Annotated in this window: 20 protein-coding genes; 8 read left to right on the top strand and 12 right to left on the bottom strand. The window is 66.5% G+C overall.

Annotated elements, in window-relative coordinates; all coding sequences use genetic code 11:
* Nucleotides 1-14: 14 nt before the first annotated feature.
* The 4 genes from NTCA1_RS09075 to NTCA1_RS09090 all read right to left on the bottom strand — a co-directional run bounded on the left by NTCA1_RS09075 (nt 15) and on the right by NTCA1_RS09090 (nt 3,305).
* Nucleotides 15-887, bottom strand: a complete 873-nt coding sequence (locus tag NTCA1_RS09075) for a dienelactone hydrolase family protein (RefSeq protein WP_159830118.1) — start codon at nt 885-887, stop codon at nt 15-17.
* 77 nt (nt 888-964) lie between these two features.
* Nucleotides 965-1,366: a VOC family protein gene (locus NTCA1_RS09080; RefSeq protein ID WP_086493878.1), complete on the bottom strand. Its 402-nt coding sequence runs from the start codon at nt 1,364-1,366 to the stop codon at nt 965-967.
* A 58-nt stretch (nt 1,367-1,424) separates the two neighbouring features.
* Nucleotides 1,425-2,279 (bottom strand): formyltetrahydrofolate deformylase, encoded by an 855-nt coding sequence (purU, locus tag NTCA1_RS09085; protein WP_159830120.1) that lies wholly within the window; start codon nt 2,277-2,279, stop codon nt 1,425-1,427.
* 12 nt (nt 2,280-2,291) lie between these two features.
* Nucleotides 2,292-3,305: a nitronate monooxygenase family protein gene (locus tag NTCA1_RS09090; RefSeq protein ID WP_159830122.1), complete on the bottom strand. Its 1,014-nt coding sequence runs from the start codon at nt 3,303-3,305 to the stop codon at nt 2,292-2,294.
* 243 nt (nt 3,306-3,548) lie between these two features.
* Between NTCA1_RS09090 and NTCA1_RS09095 the strand changes: the two genes are divergently transcribed.
* Both NTCA1_RS09095 and NTCA1_RS09100 read left to right on the top strand, forming a co-directional pair.
* Nucleotides 3,549-5,084, top strand: a complete 1,536-nt coding sequence (locus tag NTCA1_RS09095) for a catalase (RefSeq protein ID WP_159830124.1) — start codon at nt 3,549-3,551, stop codon at nt 5,082-5,084.
* A 213-nt stretch (nt 5,085-5,297) separates the two neighbouring features.
* Nucleotides 5,298-6,593 carry an acetyl-CoA hydrolase/transferase family protein gene (locus NTCA1_RS09100; protein WP_159830126.1) on the top strand — a complete coding sequence of 432 codons (1,296 nt, stop codon included), beginning with the start codon at nt 5,298-5,300 and terminating at the stop codon, nt 6,591-6,593.
* A 59-nt stretch (nt 6,594-6,652) separates the two neighbouring features.
* On the opposite strand, the gene NTCA1_RS09105 is transcribed toward NTCA1_RS09100, so the two are convergent.
* Nucleotides 6,653-7,897 carry an aspartate kinase gene (locus NTCA1_RS09105; protein WP_201282449.1) on the bottom strand — a complete coding sequence of 415 codons (1,245 nt, stop codon included), beginning with the start codon at nt 7,895-7,897 and terminating at the stop codon, nt 6,653-6,655.
* Nucleotides 7,898-7,995: 98 nt separating this feature from the next.
* Between NTCA1_RS09105 and ubiG the strand changes: the two genes are divergently transcribed.
* A complete protein-coding gene (gene ubiG, locus NTCA1_RS09110) occupies nt 7,996-8,745 on the top strand; it encodes a bifunctional 2-polyprenyl-6-hydroxyphenol methylase/3-demethylubiquinol 3-O-methyltransferase UbiG (RefSeq protein WP_159830130.1) in 750 nt (249 codons plus the stop codon).
* Between the two features lie 163 nt (nt 8,746-8,908).
* Here the strand turns inward: ubiG and NTCA1_RS09115 are convergent, their stop codons facing one another.
* From NTCA1_RS09115 to NTCA1_RS09130, 4 genes are read right to left on the bottom strand one after another with little or no spacing between them, the layout of a single operon-like run.
* Nucleotides 8,909-9,415 carry an AAA family ATPase gene (locus tag NTCA1_RS09115; RefSeq protein ID WP_159830132.1) on the bottom strand — a complete coding sequence of 169 codons (507 nt, stop codon included), beginning with the start codon at nt 9,413-9,415 and terminating at the stop codon, nt 8,909-8,911.
* The gene (gene pnuC, locus NTCA1_RS09120; protein WP_159830134.1) at nt 9,412-9,978 is read right to left on the bottom strand and encodes a nicotinamide riboside transporter PnuC; all 567 of its coding nucleotides are present in this window, start codon (nt 9,976-9,978) and stop codon (nt 9,412-9,414) included. Before pnuC ends, NTCA1_RS09115 begins: the two co-directional genes overlap by 4 nt.
* Before the next feature lie 10 nt (nt 9,979-9,988).
* On the bottom strand, nt 9,989-10,336 hold the full coding sequence (locus NTCA1_RS09125; RefSeq protein ID WP_159830136.1) for an ArsC family reductase: 348 nt from the start codon (nt 10,334-10,336) through the stop codon (nt 9,989-9,991).
* Nucleotides 10,333-10,647, bottom strand: a complete 315-nt coding sequence (locus NTCA1_RS09130; RefSeq protein WP_147219627.1) for an antibiotic biosynthesis monooxygenase — start codon at nt 10,645-10,647, stop codon at nt 10,333-10,335. Before NTCA1_RS09130 ends, NTCA1_RS09125 begins: the two co-directional genes overlap by 4 nt.
* A 94-nt stretch (nt 10,648-10,741) precedes the next feature.
* Between NTCA1_RS09130 and aroC the strand changes: the two genes are divergently transcribed.
* Entirely contained in the window at nt 10,742-11,809 is a 1,068-nt protein-coding gene (aroC, locus tag NTCA1_RS09135; protein ID WP_159830138.1) for a chorismate synthase, read from the top strand.
* Between the two features lie 6 nt (nt 11,810-11,815).
* Entirely contained in the window at nt 11,816-12,325 is a 510-nt protein-coding gene (locus tag NTCA1_RS09140; RefSeq protein ID WP_159830178.1) for a GNAT family N-acetyltransferase, read from the top strand.
* Here NTCA1_RS09140 and NTCA1_RS09145 read toward each other — a convergent pair.
* From NTCA1_RS09145 to NTCA1_RS09155, 3 genes are all read right to left on the bottom strand, one after another.
* Nucleotides 12,309-12,890: a Smr/MutS family protein gene (locus NTCA1_RS09145; protein ID WP_086493910.1), complete on the bottom strand. Its 582-nt coding sequence runs from the start codon at nt 12,888-12,890 to the stop codon at nt 12,309-12,311. The genes NTCA1_RS09140 and NTCA1_RS09145 overlap by 17 nt on opposite strands.
* Nucleotides 12,891-12,897: 7 nt before the next feature.
* A complete protein-coding gene (locus NTCA1_RS09150; protein WP_374705169.1) occupies nt 12,898-14,139 on the bottom strand; it encodes a murein transglycosylase A in 1,242 nt (413 codons plus the stop codon).
* A gap of 179 nt (nt 14,140-14,318) precedes the next feature.
* Nucleotides 14,319-15,017 (bottom strand): Tim44/TimA family putative adaptor protein, encoded by a 699-nt coding sequence (locus tag NTCA1_RS09155; RefSeq protein WP_159830140.1) that lies wholly within the window; start codon nt 15,015-15,017, stop codon nt 14,319-14,321.
* Nucleotides 15,018-15,421: 404 nt separating this feature from the next.
* Between NTCA1_RS09155 and secB the strand changes: the two genes are divergently transcribed.
* The 3 genes from secB to trpS all read left to right on the top strand — a co-directional run bounded on the left by secB (nt 15,422) and on the right by trpS (nt 18,841).
* Complete coding sequence (secB, locus tag NTCA1_RS09160) at nt 15,422-15,934, top strand: protein-export chaperone SecB (protein WP_086493891.1); 513 nt, start codon at nt 15,422-15,424, stop codon at nt 15,932-15,934.
* A gap of 123 nt (nt 15,935-16,057) precedes the next feature.
* Nucleotides 16,058-17,629, top strand: coding sequence for a murein biosynthesis integral membrane protein MurJ (gene murJ, locus NTCA1_RS09165; protein ID WP_159830142.1), 1,572 nt, complete (start codon nt 16,058-16,060; stop codon nt 17,627-17,629).
* 195 nt (nt 17,630-17,824) lie between these two features.
* Entirely contained in the window at nt 17,825-18,841 is a 1,017-nt protein-coding gene (gene trpS / locus NTCA1_RS09170) for a tryptophan--tRNA ligase (protein ID WP_159830144.1), read from the top strand.
* Nucleotides 18,842-18,872 lie beyond the last annotated feature (31 nt).

Raw genomic sequence — 18,872 nt, forward strand, 5'->3', positions numbered from 1 at the left:
TCCACCACCTGCCGTTACAGGCGCGCGAAGAGCGCCAGCATCCGCTGCCAGGCCTTGTCCGCGGCGTCAGGATCCCATGCCGGGGAATCCGGCACGCACCAGCCATGGTCCGCCGGATAGACCTCCACTTCGGCCGGACGTCCGGCAGCGGCGGCGGCGGCCTTCAGGTCGGTCTTCTGGCTCGGCTGCCTGGCATCGTCGTTGCGGGCGATGGCGAAGAGATAGGACGCCTGCGTGCGCGCCAGCATGCGGTGCGGGCTTTCGGGCTTGTCGGTCACCAGCCCGGCGCCGTGGAACGAGGCGGCGGCGCGAACGCGGCCGGGCTCCGCCGCAGCCGTGCGCACGGTGAACGGCCCGCCCATGCAATAGCCGCTGGTACCGATGCCGCGCTGGCGATCCACCGACTTCTGCCCGTCGAGAAACGCCACATAGGCCTTGGCATCGCGGGTGATCGCATCGGGCGTGAGCGCGGCGCGCAGCGGCTCCACTTTCGCCTGTCCTTCCGGGGTGCGGAAACCGGCGAAGCTTTCGAACACGGGGGCCGGTTGCCCCCGGTAGTAGGGGTTCACGACAAGCACCGCATGGCCTTCCGCCGCGAGCGTGCGCGCCATGATCTTCTTCGCCTCGCGAAGCCCCGCAATGTCCGGCCACATGATCACGCCGGGATGGCTGCCCTTGGCGGGATGGACGAAGAAGGCATCGGCCACGCCGTCCGCCGTGGTGATCGAGACCATGCGTTCCTGCACGGAGTTGGCGGGGTGCGTTTTCATGATGCTGGTGCAGCCCGCCAGCGCCGCGCTGGCCCCGAGCGCCGTAAACGCGCGCCGGTCGAGACCACGCCTGGCCAGGTTCGCCTGTTCGGCTTCCGCCGTGAAGTCATCGCACATCGAAAGAGCGCTCCGGTCCTTGGAAAATCAGCTTGTTGCGGCCAAGCTACCGAACCGGGAGCGGGATGGCGAGCCTTTCAATTGCCCGCGAAGTTGAGTTCCAGGTTCACCGCATTGGGATCGACCAGGAAAACCTGCCGCAGGCCCAGCGTCGGATGCTCGGCCACGCGGTGCGCAAGGCCCCGTTGCTCGATTCTGGCCACGGTTTCGGCAAAGCCGGTGCAGCGCAGGGCAAAGTGGTGGAGCGCATTGGTCGGCTGTCCGGGATGGTAGGCTTCGTAGCGCGTCCCGGCCGTGGTGCGGTCCACCAGATGCACGATCGCCTGCCCCGCCGCATCGCGCATCCAGTATCCGGCGATACCCTTGGCGATCGTCGGATTCTCGCTGCGCGCAAGGCCGAGGACCTGCTCGTAGAAAGAGGCTGTCGCTTCGAGATCGTCGGTAAGGATATTGACGTGATCGACGCCGTTTACCGGCATGGCCGCTCTCCCATGGCTAGGGCGACACCATCAACCGATGCGCGCCGCCCCGCAAGTCTCAGCTGCGGAAGACCACCGTGCGTGCGCCGTTCAGCAGCACCCGGTCCTCAAGGTGAAGCCGCACGGCCTCGGCCAGGACGCGGCGTTCGATGTCGCGGCCCTTGCGGACCATGTCCTCGGGCGTGTCCGAATGCGTTACGGCTTCGACGTCCTGATGGATGATCGGGCCTTCGTCGAGGTCTGCCGTCACGTAGTGCGCGGTCGCGCCGATCATCTTCACGCCGCGCGCATGGGCCTGGTGGTAGGGCTTGGCGCCCTTGAAGCCCGGCAGAAACGAGTGATGGATGTTGATGCATCGGCCGGAGAGAAAGGCCGCCATCTCGTCCGAAAGGATCTGCATGTAGCGGGCCAGCACCACCAGTTCGGCGCGCGTCTCTTCCACCAGGGCGCGGATCCGGGCTTCCTGCTCCGCCTTGCTGTCCTTGGTGATCGGCAGGTGATGAAACGGAAAATCCCCGATCATCAGCGAATTGATCGCCTCACGCGGATGGTTGGAGACGATGCCGACGACTTCCATCGGCATTTCCCCGATGCGCTGGCGATAGAGCAGGTCGGCCAGGCAATGGTCGAACTTGCTGACCAGCAGCAGCACCCGGCGCGGCCGGTCGCGGCGCGTCATCGACCAGGCCATGCCGTATTCGTGCGCAATGGCGCCGAAGCCTTCGCTGAACGCCTCGCGGTCTGCGGAGCCCGGATCGAAGGCCACCCGCATGAAGAACTTGTCTTCCTCAAGGTCGTTGAACTGCTGCGCCTCGATGATGTTGCCGCCCGCCTGCGCGAGATAGCCGGTAACACGCGCGACGATGCCCGGACGGTCGGCGCAGGAAAGCGCGAGGATAAGCGGTTCGGCCATCGATCGGGGTCCTCAGGCGGCGCGGTTAGTAAGGGCGGCCTCGGATTCGGCCATGAGCGCGGCGATGATCTCGCTCACCGGCTCTTCCTTGCTGACCATGCCAACCGACTGGCCCGCCATGATCGAGCCGTTCTCGACGTCGCCCTCGATCACCGCGCGGCGCAGGGCACCGGCCCAGAAGTGCTCGATCTTGAGCTGCGCTTCGCCCATGTCCACCTCACCGGCGTCCAGCAGGCGCGCCACTTCGATCTGCTTGGCGGTGAACTCCTCGGTGCCCTTGTTCTTGAGCGCGCGCACCGGGATCACCGGCAGGCGCGGATCGACCTGCACCGAGGCCACGGCATCGCGGGCATTGGCGCGGAAGAAGGCCTTCTTGAAGTCCGGGTGCGCGATCGATTCGGTGGCACAGGCGAAACGGGTGCCGAGCTGCACGCCAGAAGCGCCCATTTCGAGATAGCCCGCCATGGCCTCGCCGCGGCCGATGCCGCCCGCCACGAAGACCAGGTGATCCTCGGCCAGGGCAGGCAGGATTTCCTGCGCCAGCACCGAAGTGGAGACCGGGCCGATGTGGCCGCCGGCTTCCATGCCCTCGATCACCAGCGCGTCCGCGCCGGAGCGCAGCAGCTTCTTGCCCAGTGCCAGCGTGGGCGCGAAGCAAATGACCTTGGCGCCTGCTTCCTTGATGGCTTCCACGCTGCCCTTGGGCGGGATGCCGCCTGCCAGCACGACATGGCCGACCTTGTGCCGGGCGCAGACCGCGATCAGGTCGAACAGCTGCGGATGCATGGTGATCAGGTTCACGCCGAAAGGCTTGTCGGTCAGGGCGCGGGTGGCCTCGATCTCCTTGTCGAGGAGTTCGGGATTCATCGCGCCGCAGGCAATCACGCCGAAGCCCCCGGCATTGCTGATGGCCGAGACGAGGTTACGCTCCGACACCCAGGACATGGCGCCGCACAGGATCGCATATTCGGTACCGAGAAATTCGCGTCCGCGCGTCATCAGTGCGGAAGTCTTGGAGGTGGCCATCGATGCTCCCATAGCCGGCAAATTCGAGAAATGAGCCTGCGCCATAGATGGCGGCAGCGCTGCGCACAAGCGCCCCCGCCGGAGAGCGTTCCGTTGTAATCACCGGAGAGCCTTTCCTTGTAACTAATCGCCTCGTCCGATCACACTTACATCTTGGTATAGTTTCATCGATCGCCATTCCTGCGTTAAACCCCTCCCGTAGCCGGGAAAACCGGCCGGAATGACACGACAAGGAGTGAGACCATGACCGACACGACAGCCAGCGGCGGTAAATGCCCTTTCGCGCACGGCGAGACCTCCCTCACCCCCACCCCGCTCACCACGGCTTTCGGCGCCCCCGTCGTCGATTCCTCCAATTCCATGACCGCCGGTCCGCGCGGACCACTGCTGATGCAGGACGTCTGGCTGCTGGAAAAGCTGGCCAACCTCAACCGCGAGGTCATTCCCGAGCGGCGCATGCACGCCAAGGGCTCGGGCGCCTTCGGCACTTTCACCGTGACGAACGACATCTCGAAGTACACCCGCGCCCGGTTCCTCGGCGACGTGGGCAAGCAGACCGAACTCTTCGCCCGCTTCACCACCGTTGCCGGTGAGCGCGGCGCCGCCGATGCCGAGCGCGACATTCGCGGCTTCGCGGTGAAGTTCTACACCGAGGAAGGCAACTGGGACATGGTCGGCAACAACACGCCGGTGTTCTTCGTGCGCGACCCGCGCCACTTCGCCGACCTCAACAAGGCGGTGAAGCGCGATCCGCGCACCAACATGCGCAGCGCCCGGAACAACTGGGACTTCTGGACCCTGCTGCCCGAAGCCTTCCACCAGGTCACTTATGTCATGGGCGACCGCGGCATCCCGAAGTCCTACCGCCACATGGACGGCTTCTCCAGCCACACCTACTCGTTCTACAACGAGGCGGGCGAGCGATTCTGGGTGAAGTGGCACTTCAAGACCCAGCAGGGCCACGCGCACCTGACCGACGCGGAAGCCGCCGAAGTTGTGGCCGGCGATCGCGAATCGAACCAGCGCGATCTCTACGAGGCGATCGAGCGCGGCGAATTCCCGAAGTGGAAGGTCATGGTCCAGATCATGCCGGAGGAAGAGGCGGCGACGTGCGGCTTCCATCCCTTCGACCTCACCAAGGTCTGGTCGCAGAAGGTCTATCCGCTGATCGAGGTCGGCATGATGGAGCTTAACCGGAATCCCGAGAATTTCTTCGCGGATGTCGAGCAGAGCGCCTTCTCGCCCTCCAACCTCGTGCCCGGCATCGGCGTCTCGCCCGACAAGATGCTCCAGGCGCGGCTTTTCGCCTATTCGGATGCGCAGCGCTATCGCCTGGGCGTCAACCACCACCAGATCCCGGTGAATGCCGCGCGCTGCCCGGTGTTCAACAACCACCGCGACGGGCAGGGCCGGGTCGACGGTAATTACGGCGGGTTGCCGCACTACCAGCCGAACTCGTTCGGCCTCTGGGAAGGGCAACCGGAATTCCGCGAGCCGCCGCTCAGGATCGACGGAAACGCCGACTTCTGGAACTTCCGCGAGGACGATGACGACTACTACAGCCAGCCCCGCGCCCTGTTCGAACTGATCGACGCCGACCAGAAGCAGCGCCTGTTCGACAATACCGCCCGCGCCATGGGCGACGCGCCGGACTTCATCAAGCAGCGGCACATCGACAACTGCACCCGCTGCCACCCGGCCTACGGCGAAGGCGTGGCCAAGGCGCTGGGCATGAGCCTCAGCCCCGCGCTGTCGCCCGTGCCCGAAACCGCAGACTGACCTTAAGGCCGTCGCATCCCCCCCCCCCCCGCCCTCGCGACGGCCTCGATCCCGCCCCCTCCCCCGGGGGGCGGGATCCTCTCTTCCGAACCGTACCAGCCTTCCGAACGGACGGTTACATTTCATGGCTCCGAAAGGGTGCGCTTCCCGCGCCCTTCCCCTCGCCCCGCAGCGATGGCACACCTGTGCGAAATCGAAAAAGCGAGTGGGAACATGGACGTCAGGCAGATCTACGCCGCCAAGCTGACTTCCGCCGATGCGGCGGTCATGGCCCTCGCCAGCGACAGCGACCTTGCCATGGGCATGGCCGTGGCCGAGCCGCCCGCGATCCTCGCCGCGCTGGCCCGGCGCGCGGAAGCGGGAACCTTGCGCGACCTGCGGGTCTGGTATCTCCTATCCCAGACTCACGCGGGATCGACCATCCTGCGCCGCGACCTGCTGGGGGCGATCCGACCGCGCTGCCTGTTCATGAGCGGCGTGGAGCGCGCCCTGATCAAGGCCGATCCCACCGCCGAGGCCCTGATCGATTTCGTGCCCTGCGCCTTCAGCGGCTCGCCCCGGTTGCTGCGCGACGAGATCGCGCTGGACGCCTGCGTGCTGACGGTCTCGCCGATGGACGACGACGGCTACTTCAGCTTCGGTGCCGCCAACGACTATACGTCGGTGGCCGCGCACTGCGCGAAGACGGTGATCGTCGAAGTGAACCCGGCCATGCCGCGCGTCGCCTGCTCGACGCCGCTGCACGTCTCGCAGGTCGCGGCCATCGTCGAGAACCACATCCCGCTGCTGAGCTTCGCGGAAGGTGCGGCCTTGTCGGAAGACGAGGCGATCGCCGCGCATATCGCGGACATGGTCGATGACGGCGCCTGCCTGCAGATGGGCATCGGCAACCTGCCCGCCGCCGTCTGCCGCCGCATCGGCAACCGCCGCGACCTTGGCATCCATACTGAGCTGCTCACCCCGGCGATGGCAGGGCTGGTCCACTCCGGCGCCGTCACCAACCGGCGCAAGACCACGCATCCCGGCCGCAGCGTCTATTCCTTCGCCATGGGCGACGAGCCCTTCTACCGCTGGATGGACGGCAACCCCGAAGTCTATTCGCTGCCCGTGGACGTGGTGAACAATGCCGCCGAAATCGCCCGCAACGACCGCGTCGTCTCGGTCAATGCGACGATCCAGGTCGATCTCCAGGGTGCCTGCAATTCGGAGTTCATGGGCGGAATGCAGCACTCGGCGGCGGGCGGCCAGCTCGATTTCGTCCGCGGCGCCTACGGCTCTAAAGGCGGCATCTCGGTGATCGCCTGCCGTTCCACCGCGAAAGGCGGCACGGTCAGCCGCATCGTCCCCAGCCTCGACGGCCCGGTGACGACGCCCCGCAACGACGTCCATTGGATCGTCACCGAACACGGCGCCGCCAACTTGCGCGGCAAATCCTTGCGCGAGCGCGCCGAACTGCTGATCGGCCTGGCCGATCCCAGGTTCCGGGACGAGCTGGCACGCGGGCTCTAGAAACGAAAAAGGCGGCGCTCACCGCGCCGCCTTTTCCTCATTCGCGCTAAGTCGCGTTATTACGCGGCAGCGTCGAGCCCGTAGGCCGTGTGCAGCACGCGCACCGCCAGTTCGGTCTCGTCGGTGTCGATCAGCACCGAAACCTTGATCTCGCTGGTCGAAATGGCGATGATGTTGATGCCGCGATCGGCCAGCGTCTTGAACATGGTGGAGGCGACACCGGCATGGCTGCGCATGCCGACGCCGACGACGCTGATCTTCGCGACGTTGCTGTCGGCGATCATGCGGTAGTAGCCGATCGATTCCTTGCGCTCTTCCAGCAGCGACTGCGCGCGGACGAGGTCGGCCTGCGGCACCGTGAAGGTGACGTCGGTCTCGCCCTTGTCCTTGGCGACGTTCTGGATGATCATGTCGACGTTGATATTCTGCTCGGCAAGCGGCGCGAAGATCGCGGCCACGGCGCCGGGACGGTCGGGCACGCGGGTCAGCGTGACCTTGGCTTCGTTCTTGTCAGCGGCGATGCCGGTGATCAGCTGGCGTTCCATATCGCTTCCTTCGAGTTCTTCGTCGCTGACGATCATCGTTCCGGGGAGGGTGTCTGCGGCCGGGGCATTCTCGTCGATGAACGAGGAGAGCACCTGCACGCGCACGTTCTCCTTCATCGCGAGGGAGACCGAGCGGGTCTGCAACACCTTCGAGCCGACCGAGGCCAGTTCGAGCATTTCTTCATAAGTCACCAGCGGCAGCTTGCGCGCCTTGGCGACGATGCGCGGGTCGGTGGTGTAGACGCCGTCGACATCGGTGTAGATGTCGCAGCGGTCGGCCTTCACCGCAGCCGCCACGGCCACCGCCGAAGTGTCCGAACCGCCACGGCCCAGCGTGGTGATGCGGCCTTCCGGCGAAACGCCTTGGAAACCGGGAATCACGGCGATTTCGCCCGCCGCCATCGAGGCCAGCAGCGCGTCCGAATCGAAGTCCTCGATACGGGCCTTGGCATGGGCGTCATCGGTCTTGATCGGCAGCTGCCAACCCAGCCACGAGCGCGCCTTGCAGCCCATCGCCTGCAAGGTCAGCGCCAGTAGACCCGAAGTGACCTGCTCGCCCGAGGCGACGACCACGTCATATTCCGCCGGATCGTAGAGGGCATTGGCTTCGCGGCAGAAGTTCACGAGGCGGTCGGTCTCGCCGGCCATGGCCGAAACGACGACGGCGACTTCGTGGCCCGCTTCCTGCTGGCGTTTGACAATGCCCGCCACGCGCCGGATTCGCTCGGTCCCGGCCATGGAAGTGCCGCCGAATTTCATCACGATACGTGCCAAGGTGCCACTGCTCCCCGTCGGTTGTTGCGCAAAGAAGAGATGCGCGTGTGGATAAGAGTCGGGCGCGCTGTTAGGGGGGAGTGATGGACAATGCAACTGCTTCGAACACGCCTTCTCGCGCAACAATCGATCCGAAAGAGGCTGCTCACTTCGGTGCGCTCGCGGCGGAATGGTGGGATCCCAAGGGTTCCTCGGCCATGCTGCACAAGCTCAACCCGGTCCGGCTCGGCTTCATCCGCGGCGAGATCGACCGGCATTTTTCCGCCGACTCCCGCACGCTGCGCCCGCTTTCCGGCAAGCGTGCCCTCGATGCGGGTTGCGGCGCGGGCCTGCTCTGCGAACCGCTGGCCCGCCTCGGCGCGGCCGTGACCGGCGTGGACGCGGCGGCGGAGAACATCGCTGCGGCTTCCGCCCATGCCGAAGCGATGGGCCTTGCCATCGACTACCGCCACGGCGAACTGGGCGCTCTGGGCCTCTCCGGCTACGACCTGGTCTGCTCTCTGGAAGTGATCGAGCACGTCACCGACAAGGCGCTGTTCATCGGCCAGCTTGCCGATGCGCTCGCGGACGACGGGCTGATGTTCCTCTCCTGCCCCAACCGTACCCCCGCCTCGCGCCTGCTGCTGGTGGAAGCCGCCGAACGCCTCGGCAAAGTGCCGCGCGGCACCCACGACTGGAACGCCTTCGCCACGCCGGACGAACTGCGCGACCTTGCGGATGGCGCCGGGCTGGTGCTGGGCGAACCGAAGGGCATCGCCTGGTCGCCGACGGCGGGCCTGCACCTGTCGGACGATCTCTCGCTGAACTTCATCGCTACCGCGCGGAAGAAGTAGGAGAAAACGCAGGGGTTAACACCCCTGCACCCCATTACCGTCGATGTAGCGCGCGCCCTATCTGTCCGCACCCATGGCGGCGCCGGGAGACATATTGGCTGCGCCGCAGGGAGCGCAAAACCGCAATCCGCGCGCAAGATCGACATTCCGAGGGTCTGGGGGATCATCCCCCAGGACTTTCCAATTCCCGAATAATCCTGCGAGCTTGCGCCTCGCGCTCATCCCACGAACCGCCGATCCGCGTGAACGGCACCCCGGCCCGCACCAGCATCGCCTCGGCCAGTGCGGCGAAGCGGCCCCGGGCATCGTCGGTCCCGAAGAACCGCGTCCCGTCATCGCGCCACGGCACATCGGGCGAGAACAACAGGTAGTGGTCGGCCTTGGGGTAGCTCAGCAGAACCTCGGGCACTTCGCCGAAGAGCATCTGCGCCCAGGCGGCGGTCATGAGCTGGTCGGTGTCGAACAGGAGCACCGGCGGGCGCGCCGCCATGGCCTTGCGGTTCTCCTCGGCCTGCCCCTCGGCAATCGCCAGCAGGTCTGCCATCGTCAGGTCGGTGCCGTGTTCCTCGCAGTAGGTCCGGCCATATTCCGGCACCCAGGGATGGCCCAGCCGCCCCGCGAGTACCGACTTGCCGGTGCTTTCCGCGCCGTGGAGGCAGACGGTGATCACGCCTCTTGCGCCTTTTCCGCCGCGATCCACTCGCGCAGGCCCAGCACCGACATGACCAGCAGCACCAGATAGAGCGCGGCGGTCGGCCAGAGTTCCTTGTAGAGATAGACCCCGATCGAGGCGAGGTCGATTGCGATCCACAGCACCCAGTTCTCGATACGGCGGAAGCCCAGCAGGATCTGCGCGGCAATGCTGGCGCCCGCTATGGCGGAATCCGCATAAGGCAGCGAGGCGTCGGTGAAGCGGTGCATGACCCAGCCGAGATTGAGCGCCAGCGCCGCCGTGCCGGTCAGCCAGAGCAGCCGCGCAAAGTGGCCCAGCCGCCGCACCGGCACCCGGCTTTCTCCGCCACCCGCGCGGACCCACAACGCCCAGCCCCAGACTTGTGCGGCGAAGAAGAACACTTGCAGCCCGGCCTCGCCATAGAGCTTCGCTTCCCGGAACACGACGAAGTAGAGCGCGACCATCGCCATGCCGAACGGGAAGTTCCACACGCTGCGCCGCACCAGCAGCGCAATATTGGCAAGACCAAGCCCTGCCGCCACCCATTCGACCGTGTTCATGAAACCCCGATCAGCCGAGCGCCGCTTCCCATTCCGGCTCCTTGAAGCCCACCAGCAGCCCGCCCGGATGCTCGACGACCGGGCGCTTGATGCAGCTGGGGTTGGCGACCATGATCGCCACCGCCTTGGCCGCATCGATATCGGCCTTGTCCTCGTCCGGCAGCTTCTTGAAAGTGGTGCCCGCACGGTTGAGCACTTTCTCCCATCCCGCTTCGGCCACCCACGTCTCCAGCCGCGCGGCGTCGGCGCCTTCCTTCTTGTAGTCGTGGAAGGTGTAGTCGGTGCCGCGCGCCTCCAGCCACTTCCGGGCCTTCTTGACGGTGTCGCAGTTGGGAATGCCGTAGAATTCAAGGCTCACGATTCGGTTTCCCTCTCGAAATGCCGCACGCGCGGTTCGTTGCAGGCGAAGGCGGTGTAGCTCTGGTAGTAGTGCTCGCGGCCCTTGGCCTGCACTTCGGCATGGGCGGCAACGCGGCGCCATGCAAGGGCGGCGGCTTCGTCCTGCCATTCCGACAGCGCGATCACTTCGCCGTCCTCGCTGGTGTAGCTCTTGAAGGAGAGGAAGCCGGGCTGCGCGCGGGCGAGCGCATCCATGGCCTCGGCATCGGCGGAATAGGCAGCCGCGTCGATGTCGGCGCGTTTGCGATTGCGGAATACTACCAGGAACATGGCCGCGCTCATGGGCCTTCGCGGGGCCTTCCGCAAGCATCTGGCTCGCACCCCATGCTGGACAATCCGAAGATTGCGCGCCAAGGCGCGGGGCATGAGCGTGAACACTTTCGGCCGTCTTCTGCGATTCACCACCTGGGGCGAGAGCCATGGCCCTGCCATCGGCGCCGTCGTCGACGGGTGCCCGCCGGGCCTTGCCATCGACGAGAGCGTGATCCAGCCCTTCCTCGACGCGCGCCGCCCCGGCCAGTCGAAGTTCACCACCCAGCGGCAGGAGCCGGATCAGGTCCGCATCCTCTCGGGCGTGTTCGAGGGCAAGACTACGGGTACGCCGATCAGCCTGATGATCGAGAACGTGGATCAGCGCTCGAAGGACTATTCGGACGTCGCCAAGGCCTACCGCCCTGGCCATGCCGACTATGCCTATGACGCCAAGTACGGCTTCCGCGACTATCGCGGCGGCGGTCGCAGCTCGGCGCGGGAGACCGCTAGCCGCGTGGCAGCGGGCGGCGTGGCGCGGCTGGTGATCCCGGACGTGACAATCCTGGCCTATGTCTCCGAGATCGGCGGCGACGCCATCGACATGGCGAACTTCGACGTGGCCGAGATCGCCAACAACCCCTTCTTCTGCCCCGACGCCAAAGCCGCGAAGCGCTGGGAGAAGATCGTCGACGATGCACGCCTTGCCGGGTCCTCGGTGGGCGCCGTGGTCGAATGCGTCGCTACCGGCGTTCCGGCAGGCTGGGGCGCGCCGCTCTACGGCAAGCTCGATGCCGATCTGGCCGCCGCGATGATGGGCATCAATGCCGTAAAGGGCGTTGAGATCGGCGACGGTTTCGCCGCCGCGCGCCTCACCGGAGAGCAGAACGCCGATCCGATGCATCCGGGCTCCGAAGGCCCCGAATTCAGCGCCAACCACGCAGGCGGCATCGCGGGCGGTATCTCGACCGGCCAGCCGGTGGTCGTGCGCGTGGCCTTCAAGCCGACCAGTTCGATCCTCACCCCGCAGCCGACCATCAACCGTGACGGCGAGGCGACCGAGCTGTTCACCAAGGGCCGCCACGACCCCTGCGTCGGCATTCGCGGCGTGCCGGTGGTAGAGGCGATGATGGCGCTGGTCCTGGCCGACCACAAGCTGCTCCACCGCGGCCAGTGCGGGTGAACTGCGATTAGCGCGGTCACCCTTCGCCCCGAGCGGGACGGCGACGCCGCCGCCATCCGGGCGCTGGTGACCGCCGCTTTCCTCGGCGCCGAACATGCGAGCGGCACGGAAGGCGCGATCGTCGATGCCTTGCGGGATTCCGGCGCGCTCACGATCTCGCTGGTGGCCGAAAGCGATGACGCGATCGTGGGCCATGTCGCCTTCTCGCCGATCACCATTGATGGCGCGGAGATCGGCTGGTTCGGCCTCGGCCCTGTGGCGGTCGCCCCCGACCTTCAGCGCGGGGGCATCGGCGCCCGGCTGATCGAAGCCGGACTTGCACGACTACGGGAAATGGGCGCGCAAGGCTGCGTGGTGCTGGGCGATCCCACTTACTACGCCCGCTTCGGCTTCGTGAGCGATCCCGCGCTGGCTTATCCCGGCGTCCCCGCCGAATACTTCCAGCGCCTGGTGATGACCGGAGCGGCGCCCGCCGGAACCGTGGCCTATCACCAGGGCTTCAACGCCGCTTCCTGAGCACCACGTAGATCGCGCCCTGCCCGCCATGACGGCGGTGCGCGCCGCGAATGGCAACGATATCGTGGGCATGGTCGCTGGCGGCCAGCCAGTCGGTAATCTTGGCGCGGATCGCGCCGCGCGCGGTTCCCCGGTCCATGGCATCGACGGGGCGGGGCTTGCCGGTCACGATCAGCACCACCCGCGCGCCCATGGCCTTGGCCTGCGTCAGCCCGTGCATCAGCCGCACATAGGCCTGGTCGAGGTTGGAGCCATGAAGGTCCAGGCTGAAATCGGGAACCAGCGTGCCCTTGGAAATCCGCTTTTCCCAGGATCCGTCGAGATGGAGCGGCGCATCCGCTTTCGGCGCCTGGACGACGGGCTTCGGGGCAAGCGGCGGCGGTATGCGGCCTTTCACTTTCTTCGGCGGCGGCGCGGACGGCAGCACGACCGTCTTTACGGGTGCCGGTGCGGGCGCGGCGGGTGTGGCGACAGGTCTGCGCTTCTCGAGCGGCGTCACCGTCCGGGCGACTTGCGCCCAGATTTCCGCCTCATCCGCCGTCAATCGCCGCCCCGGCCGCCGCATCATCCGTCTACCGCACGCCGAGGCGTGCGAGCGTGCCCTTCGGCACGAGGATCAGCGCCTCGCCCCGGCCGCTCATGCCGCCCGCCGTCAGCCGTGCCTGGTCGCCTGAGCCCCAGAATGTGTCGAAGCGGTTCGCGCCCTTGATCGCGCCGCCAGTGTCCTGCGCCACCCAGAGCCCGGTCGCCTCGCGCCGGTCGAGCCGCAGCCATACCGGCGCGCCCAGCGGCACGAAGCGGGGATCCGCCGCGACCGAGGCATGGGCGCGCACCGGCACGCCGAGCGCGCCCAGCGGGCCGTCGCCTCTCAGTTCCTTGAAGAAGACCCACGACTTGTTCTCGCGCATGAGCGCGGCGCCGTCGCGCGGGTTGTCGTGGATGTACTGGATGATCCCCTGCATCGAGCCGGAATATTGCCCCGGCCCGGAGCCGACGAGGCCCCGGTCGCGCATCACGCCGCCGATCCCGGTGTAGGGTAGGCCATTCTGTCCGGCATAGCCGATGCGCATGACGCTGCCGTCCGGTGCGCGCAGGCGGCCCGAGCCCTGCACCTGCAGGAAGAAGAATTCGATGGGATCCGCCACCCAGGCGATCTCCAGCCCCTTGCCCGAAAGCGCGCCCTGCTCGATCGCGGCACGGTCGTGATAGGGCACGAAGCTGCCGCCCGCATCGTAGCGGCCAAGCGGCATGCGCCCGCTGGAGGTCGGCGTGGCATCGCCCGGCTTGGCGCGCACGAGATCGCCCGGCATCGCATAGACCGGCACGGCATAACCGGGCACCGGCAGGCGCGATCCGGCGATTTCCGGTTCGTAATAGCCGGTCGCGAAGCCCCGGCCGTCGCCGATGCGGGCAGTCTCGAAGTAGCTTGCGAAGAACTGGGCGGCAGGCTTTGCGCCCCAGCTTGCGGCAGCGGCGCAGGCCGCCCGCCAGTCCGCCGGGCGGGTAAGGCCGCTGGCGTCGTTTCGCACGGTGACGCGGGGGCAGCTTTCGCGGAACGAGGCCAGCGCGGCGGCGGCATCGCTTCCGCCCAGCGACAGCGACGACACCGCAGGACCTGCCTTTACCCCCGCCGCGACCGCGCTGGCAGGCTGCGGCTGCGCGGGCTGCGTAGACGGAGCAGGCCGGGGCTTCTGCACCGGCGGCCTTGCCGCAGGACGCGACGCCGCAGGACGTGAAGGGCCCTTGGGTCCGGGCACCACCTGGACGCAGGCGGCTAGGAGAACCGGCAGGATGAAGGCAGACAATCGGCGCAATGGAAAACGCGGCTCCTGACGCCGCGACACGCTCGCTCCCCGCAAGATCGATCTCCGAAAACCTGATGCGACGCCGATGACGCGCCGATAATGACACCAATAACAACAAGGCCGGACCTCTCGGCCCGGCCTGTCGATCCTTGTGGGATCACTGGCGCGAAATCAACCGCGCGAGGCGATCAACCGGCGTCGGTTTCGTCGAGCAGCCAGTCGGGGCCGGACGAATTGAGCTGGCGGCTGAAAGTCCAGACGTCCACCGCCTCGATCGCATCGTCGAGCGAACCGGCGATCACATGCCCCTCGGCATCGCGCGTGACGGCGGCAATGTCCGAACGGAAGCGCAGGGTGATGCGGGCCTGGCCGCTTTCCACGCCTGCCGAGACGATCGCCACGTCCTCGATGCGGATGAGGCGGTTGTCCATGGTCTCACCGGCGGCCGCACGGGCGTCGATCGCAGCGGCGAAGCTGTCGTAGACGTCGCCGTCGCAGAGCGTGCGAAGCTCGGCCTTGTCGCCCTTCCAGAACGATTCCAAGATCAGGCGATAAGCGCTGCGCGCGCCTTCCAAGAAGGCATAGGCGTCGAAGCGACGATCCGCGCTGGAAATTTCCGCAAGGCCGCGCTCGACGGAAGGCGGCGCCAGCGGCATTTCGCGCAGGCGTTGGGGCTGACCGATCCGGCCGCGCTCGTCTCCCTTGGCTTCCGCCTTGGCGTCAGTCTTCGGGGTCGGGACGCGCGGCGCACCGGGCTGGCCCTGGCGGCCTTCGAAGCGCCCCTGGATCGGCTCTTCCTCATGCTCGGCACGGCGGCCGAGTACCGAATAGAGCCGCAGGCCGAGGAAGGCTGCGATCATGGCCAGGATCACGATTTCCGGTGTCACGTTCCTTTGTCCATCCTTGTGTTGGACGCTTCGGGGGGCACGGGTGGAGCGTTTTCGCCATCCGCCCGAAGGCGCCATCATAGACCCAGATAGGTACGGTTTTCAAATGAACAACGCGTGAGTGCCGAATACCGTCGTTTCTCCGGGGCTTTTCCGCCGATATTCCGGCATCAAGGCAAGCAACGTTTCGTGCCCGCCCCGGTTCCACCCCGGGCGCCCGGTACGGCGGCAATGGGCGAATCGCGCGCGGCTCATCGCCGCCCCTGCCGTTCGCCCGCCATTTTCGAACAATTTACGCCCCCTTGGGTGTTCCACAGGCCCGCAAAATGCTTTAGGCGCGCGGCCAGACTTTCCATGCGCAGGCCTTTCATGGGCACTCGCGTGCTTTAACGGGAACGAAGCAAATGGCCGACGAAGGCAACGTCATCTCCGACCTCAACCTCGGCAACGGCGAGGATTCCGCGCCGGCCGCCGGCATCATCTCGCAGTACGTCAAGGATCTCTCGGTCGAGAATCCCAACGCGCCGCAGAGCTTCTCGTGGCAGGACCAGCCGCAGATCGAAGTGCAGTTCAACATCGGCGCGCGCCAAATCGACGGCGAAGTCCATGAAGTCGAACTGAAGATCACCTGCGCCTCGAAGGGCCCGCAGGGCACCGCTTTCGCGGTCGAGCTGGCCTATGGCGCGCTGATCGGCATGCGCAACCTCGAAGAAGGCCAGGCCCACGCATTCCTCTATGCCGAAGCCCCGCGCATCCTGTTCCCCTTCGCCCGCCGCGTCGTTGCCGATGCCGTGCGCGATGCCGGTTTCCCGCCGCTGATGCTGGAGCCGATCGATTTCAACGGCCTCTACATCCAGCAGCTCCAGGCGCAGCAGCAGGCAGACGCCACCCAGGGCGAGCCGGTCGGCCACGCCTGAGCGTCCGCTTGAACGGCGTATGACGCACGTTCCTGCACAATCGGCCCGCGCCTCCAACCCGGAGACGCGGGCCGTTGGCGTATCAGGGCCTTCCCTTTCGGCGATCATCAGGAGCCTGCGGGCATGAACCTTACCAAGGCGCTGGCCAGCGTCGGCGGCCTCACTCTTGCCAGCCGCGTGCTCGGCCTCGTCCGCGACAGCCTATTCGCCCGCTTCGTCGGCGCGGGGTTCGCCTCGGACGCCTTCCTGATCGCCTTCCGCCTGCCCAACATGTTCCGCGCGCTTTTCGCGGAAGGGGCTTTCGCCTCGGCCTTCATCCCGATGTTCAACCAGAAGGTCGCGGACAAGGACGGCCCCGGCCTGCCTGCGGGCATCACTTTCGCGGAACAGGCGCTCGCGGTGCTCCTGCCGATCCTGATCGCCATGACGGTCGTGCTGGAAGTCTTCGCCTGGCCGGTGACGTTCCTGCTTTCCGGCAAGTTCAACGGCGTCACCCACGAACAGTTCGCCTATGCCGTGCAACTCAGCCGGATCACGATTCCCTATCTGGCCTTCATCAGCCTGGTCTCGCTGCTCGGCGGAGTTCTCAACTCGCTGAACAAGTTCTGGGTCAACGCCGCCGCGCCGATCCTGCTGAACCTGACACAGATCGTAGCCATTCTGGGATTCCATTCGACTGACGCACTGGTGACAGCACGAAACCAAGCCATTGCGGTTTCGGTGTCCGGTGCGCTCCAGCTGCTGTGGCTGATATGGGCCTGCCGCGCCAATGGCGTATCGCTGAAGTTGCGGATGCCGGCTTGGAATCCGGACGTGAAGCGCTTGATGAAGCTGATCCTGCCCGCCGCAGCCGGAGCAGGCGCCATGCAGATCAACCTCATGATCTCCACTGCGCTCGCCGCCTCCCTACTTGTCCACGGCTCGGTGACGTACATTTACCTGGCCGATCGGCTGAACCAGCTTCCGCTCGGCCTCATCGGTATCGGGCTCGGCACCGTGCTGCTGCCGACGATCTCGCGCCAGCTCGGCGGCGGCGAGCATGCGGCGGCGATGGACACGCAGAATCGCGGCATGGAACTGGCCCTGCTGCTCACCCTGCCCGCCGCCGTCGCCCTGATCGTCTGCGGCCAGCCGATCGCCGCCGCGCTCTTCGGCTATGGCAAGTTCGACGCGAACGACGTCGCCCGCACCGCCGAGGCGCTGGCGGCTTTCTCGATCGGCCTGCCCAGCTACATTCTGGTAAAAGTGCTGACCCCCGGCTTCTACGCCCGCCAGGACACCAGGACGCCAGTCCGTTTCGCAATGATGTCGATGGTGGTGAACCTTGTAGGCAACCTCGTGCTGATCGTGCCGCTCCAGCACATGGGCCCGCCGCTGGCGACCGCCATCGCCTCCACTGCCAATGTCGCCATGCTCTACTGGACGCTGGTGAAGCGCGGCCATTTCCAGGCCGATGCCCGCCTCAGGCGCCGCGCCCCGCGCCTGGCACTGGCCGCCGTGGCCATGGGCGTGGTGCTGTGGTTCGGGCAGGACCTGCTGACGCCCTACCTCCACGGCACCTGGCTGGTGCGTGGCCTGGCCCTTGCCGCGCTCGTTTCGGCCGGCGGCGCGGTCTATGCGGCAGCGACACTGGTGACGGGCGCCTTCACCCGCGCCGACCTCGCCCTGCTGCGCCGCCGCCGCGCAGCGTCGTGAGGGTTCCATCCATTTGCGTTTGTGGTATGAGCCCCGCCCATGCAGGACCTTTCGCTCTCGAAGTCTGCCCTTTCTCGCCGCACTTGGCGATGGCGGAACGCCGCGCGCTCGTCGCGCTGACCGCACCTGCATCTGTGCCTTTCGGGGCGCAACCTCCACACTTCTGACAACCCACAACTCGCGAAGGACGCGTCCATGCGTATCGTCTCCGGCATTCAGCCCACCGGCAACCTGCACCTCGGCAACTATCTCGGCGCGATCCGCAATTGGGTGAAGATGCAGGACGATGTCGCCGCCGAAGGCGGTGACAGCCTTTATTTCCTGGCCGATCTCCACGCGATCTCGATGCCGCACGATCCGGCCACGCTCTCCGCCAACACGCGCGAGATGGTAGCGGCGCTGGTGGCCTGCGGCGTCGATCCCGACCGCTCGATCCTGTTCAACCAGACCCAAGTTCCTCAGCATGCCGAACTGCAATGGCTGCTCAACGGCACCGCGCGCATGGGCTGGCTTAACCGCATGACGCAGTGGAAGGACAAGGCGGGCAAGAACCGCGAAGGCGCCTCGGTGGCGCTGTTCACTTATCCCGTGCTCCAGGCCGCGGACGTGCTGCTCTACCAGGCCACGCATGTCCCCGTCGGTGAGGACCAGAAGCAGCACCTCGAACTCGCGCGCGACATCGCGCAGAAGTTCAACAACGATTTCGGAACTGATGAAGACCCGGTCTTCACCCTGCCCGAACCGATCATCCCCCCCGAAGCCGCCCGCATCATGAGCCTGCGCGACGGTGCGTCGAAGATGAGCAAGTCCGATCCCTCGGACATGGCCCGCATCAACCTGACCGACGATGCCGACATGATCATGCAGAAGGTTAAGAAGGCCAAGACCGATCCCGAGCCGCTTCCCTCGGAGAAGCAGGGCCTCGAAGGCCGCGCCGAGGCGCGCAACCTGGTGGGTATCTATGCGGTGATGGCCGGAACCACGGTCGAAGCCGTGCTCTCCGACTTCGGCGGTGAGGGCTTCGGCAAGTTCAAGCCCGCGCTGGGCGAACTGCTGGTGGAGAAGCTGGCGCCGATCAACGCGCGCTTCGTGGAACTGCGCGAAGACCGGGGCGCGCTCGACGCGATCCTGCGCAAGGGCTCGGAAAAGGCGCGCGCACTGGCCGTGCCGACGCTGGAGAAGGCCTACGAGGCGCTCGGCCTGGTACGCTGAGATACCGTCGTCCCGGGCTTGACCCGGGACG

The organism is Novosphingobium sp. TCA1 (assembly GCF_009811895.1).
GTDB lineage: Bacteria > Pseudomonadota > Alphaproteobacteria > Sphingomonadales > Sphingomonadaceae > Novosphingobium > Novosphingobium panipatense_A.

Excerpts from the sequence above, each read along its gene's own strand:
- NTCA1_RS09075 (WP_159830118.1), bottom strand. The coding sequence starts at position 887 with ATGTGCGATGACTTCACGGCGGAAGCCGAACAGGCGAACCTGGCCAGG.
- NTCA1_RS09080 (WP_086493878.1), bottom strand. The coding sequence starts at position 1,366 with ATGCCGGTAAACGGCGTCGATCACGTCAATATCCTTACCGACGATCTC.
- purU (WP_159830120.1), bottom strand. The coding sequence starts at position 2,279 with ATGGCCGAACCGCTTATCCTCGCGCTTTCCTGCGCCGACCGTCCGGGC.
- NTCA1_RS09090 (WP_159830122.1), bottom strand. The coding sequence starts at position 3,305 with ATGGCCACCTCCAAGACTTCCGCACTGATGACGCGCGGACGCGAATTT.
- NTCA1_RS09095 (WP_159830124.1), top strand. The coding sequence starts at position 3,549 with ATGACCGACACGACAGCCAGCGGCGGTAAATGCCCTTTCGCGCACGGC.
- NTCA1_RS09100 (WP_159830126.1), top strand. The coding sequence starts at position 5,298 with ATGGACGTCAGGCAGATCTACGCCGCCAAGCTGACTTCCGCCGATGCG.
- NTCA1_RS09105 (WP_201282449.1), bottom strand. The coding sequence starts at position 7,897 with ATGAAATTCGGCGGCACTTCCATGGCCGGGACCGAGCGAATCCGGCGC.
- ubiG (WP_159830130.1), top strand. The coding sequence starts at position 7,996 with ATGGACAATGCAACTGCTTCGAACACGCCTTCTCGCGCAACAATCGAT.
- pnuC (WP_159830134.1), bottom strand. The coding sequence starts at position 9,978 with ATGAACACGGTCGAATGGGTGGCGGCAGGGCTTGGTCTTGCCAATATT.
- NTCA1_RS09130 (WP_147219627.1), bottom strand. The coding sequence starts at position 10,647 with ATGTTCCTGGTAGTATTCCGCAATCGCAAACGCGCCGACATCGACGCG.
- aroC (WP_159830138.1), top strand. The coding sequence starts at position 10,742 with ATGAGCGTGAACACTTTCGGCCGTCTTCTGCGATTCACCACCTGGGGC.
- NTCA1_RS09145 (WP_086493910.1), bottom strand. The coding sequence starts at position 12,890 with ATGCGGCGGCCGGGGCGGCGATTGACGGCGGATGAGGCGGAAATCTGG.
- secB (WP_086493891.1), top strand. The coding sequence starts at position 15,422 with ATGGCCGACGAAGGCAACGTCATCTCCGACCTCAACCTCGGCAACGGC.
- murJ (WP_159830142.1), top strand. The coding sequence starts at position 16,058 with ATGAACCTTACCAAGGCGCTGGCCAGCGTCGGCGGCCTCACTCTTGCC.
- trpS (WP_159830144.1), top strand. The coding sequence starts at position 17,825 with ATGCGTATCGTCTCCGGCATTCAGCCCACCGGCAACCTGCACCTCGGC.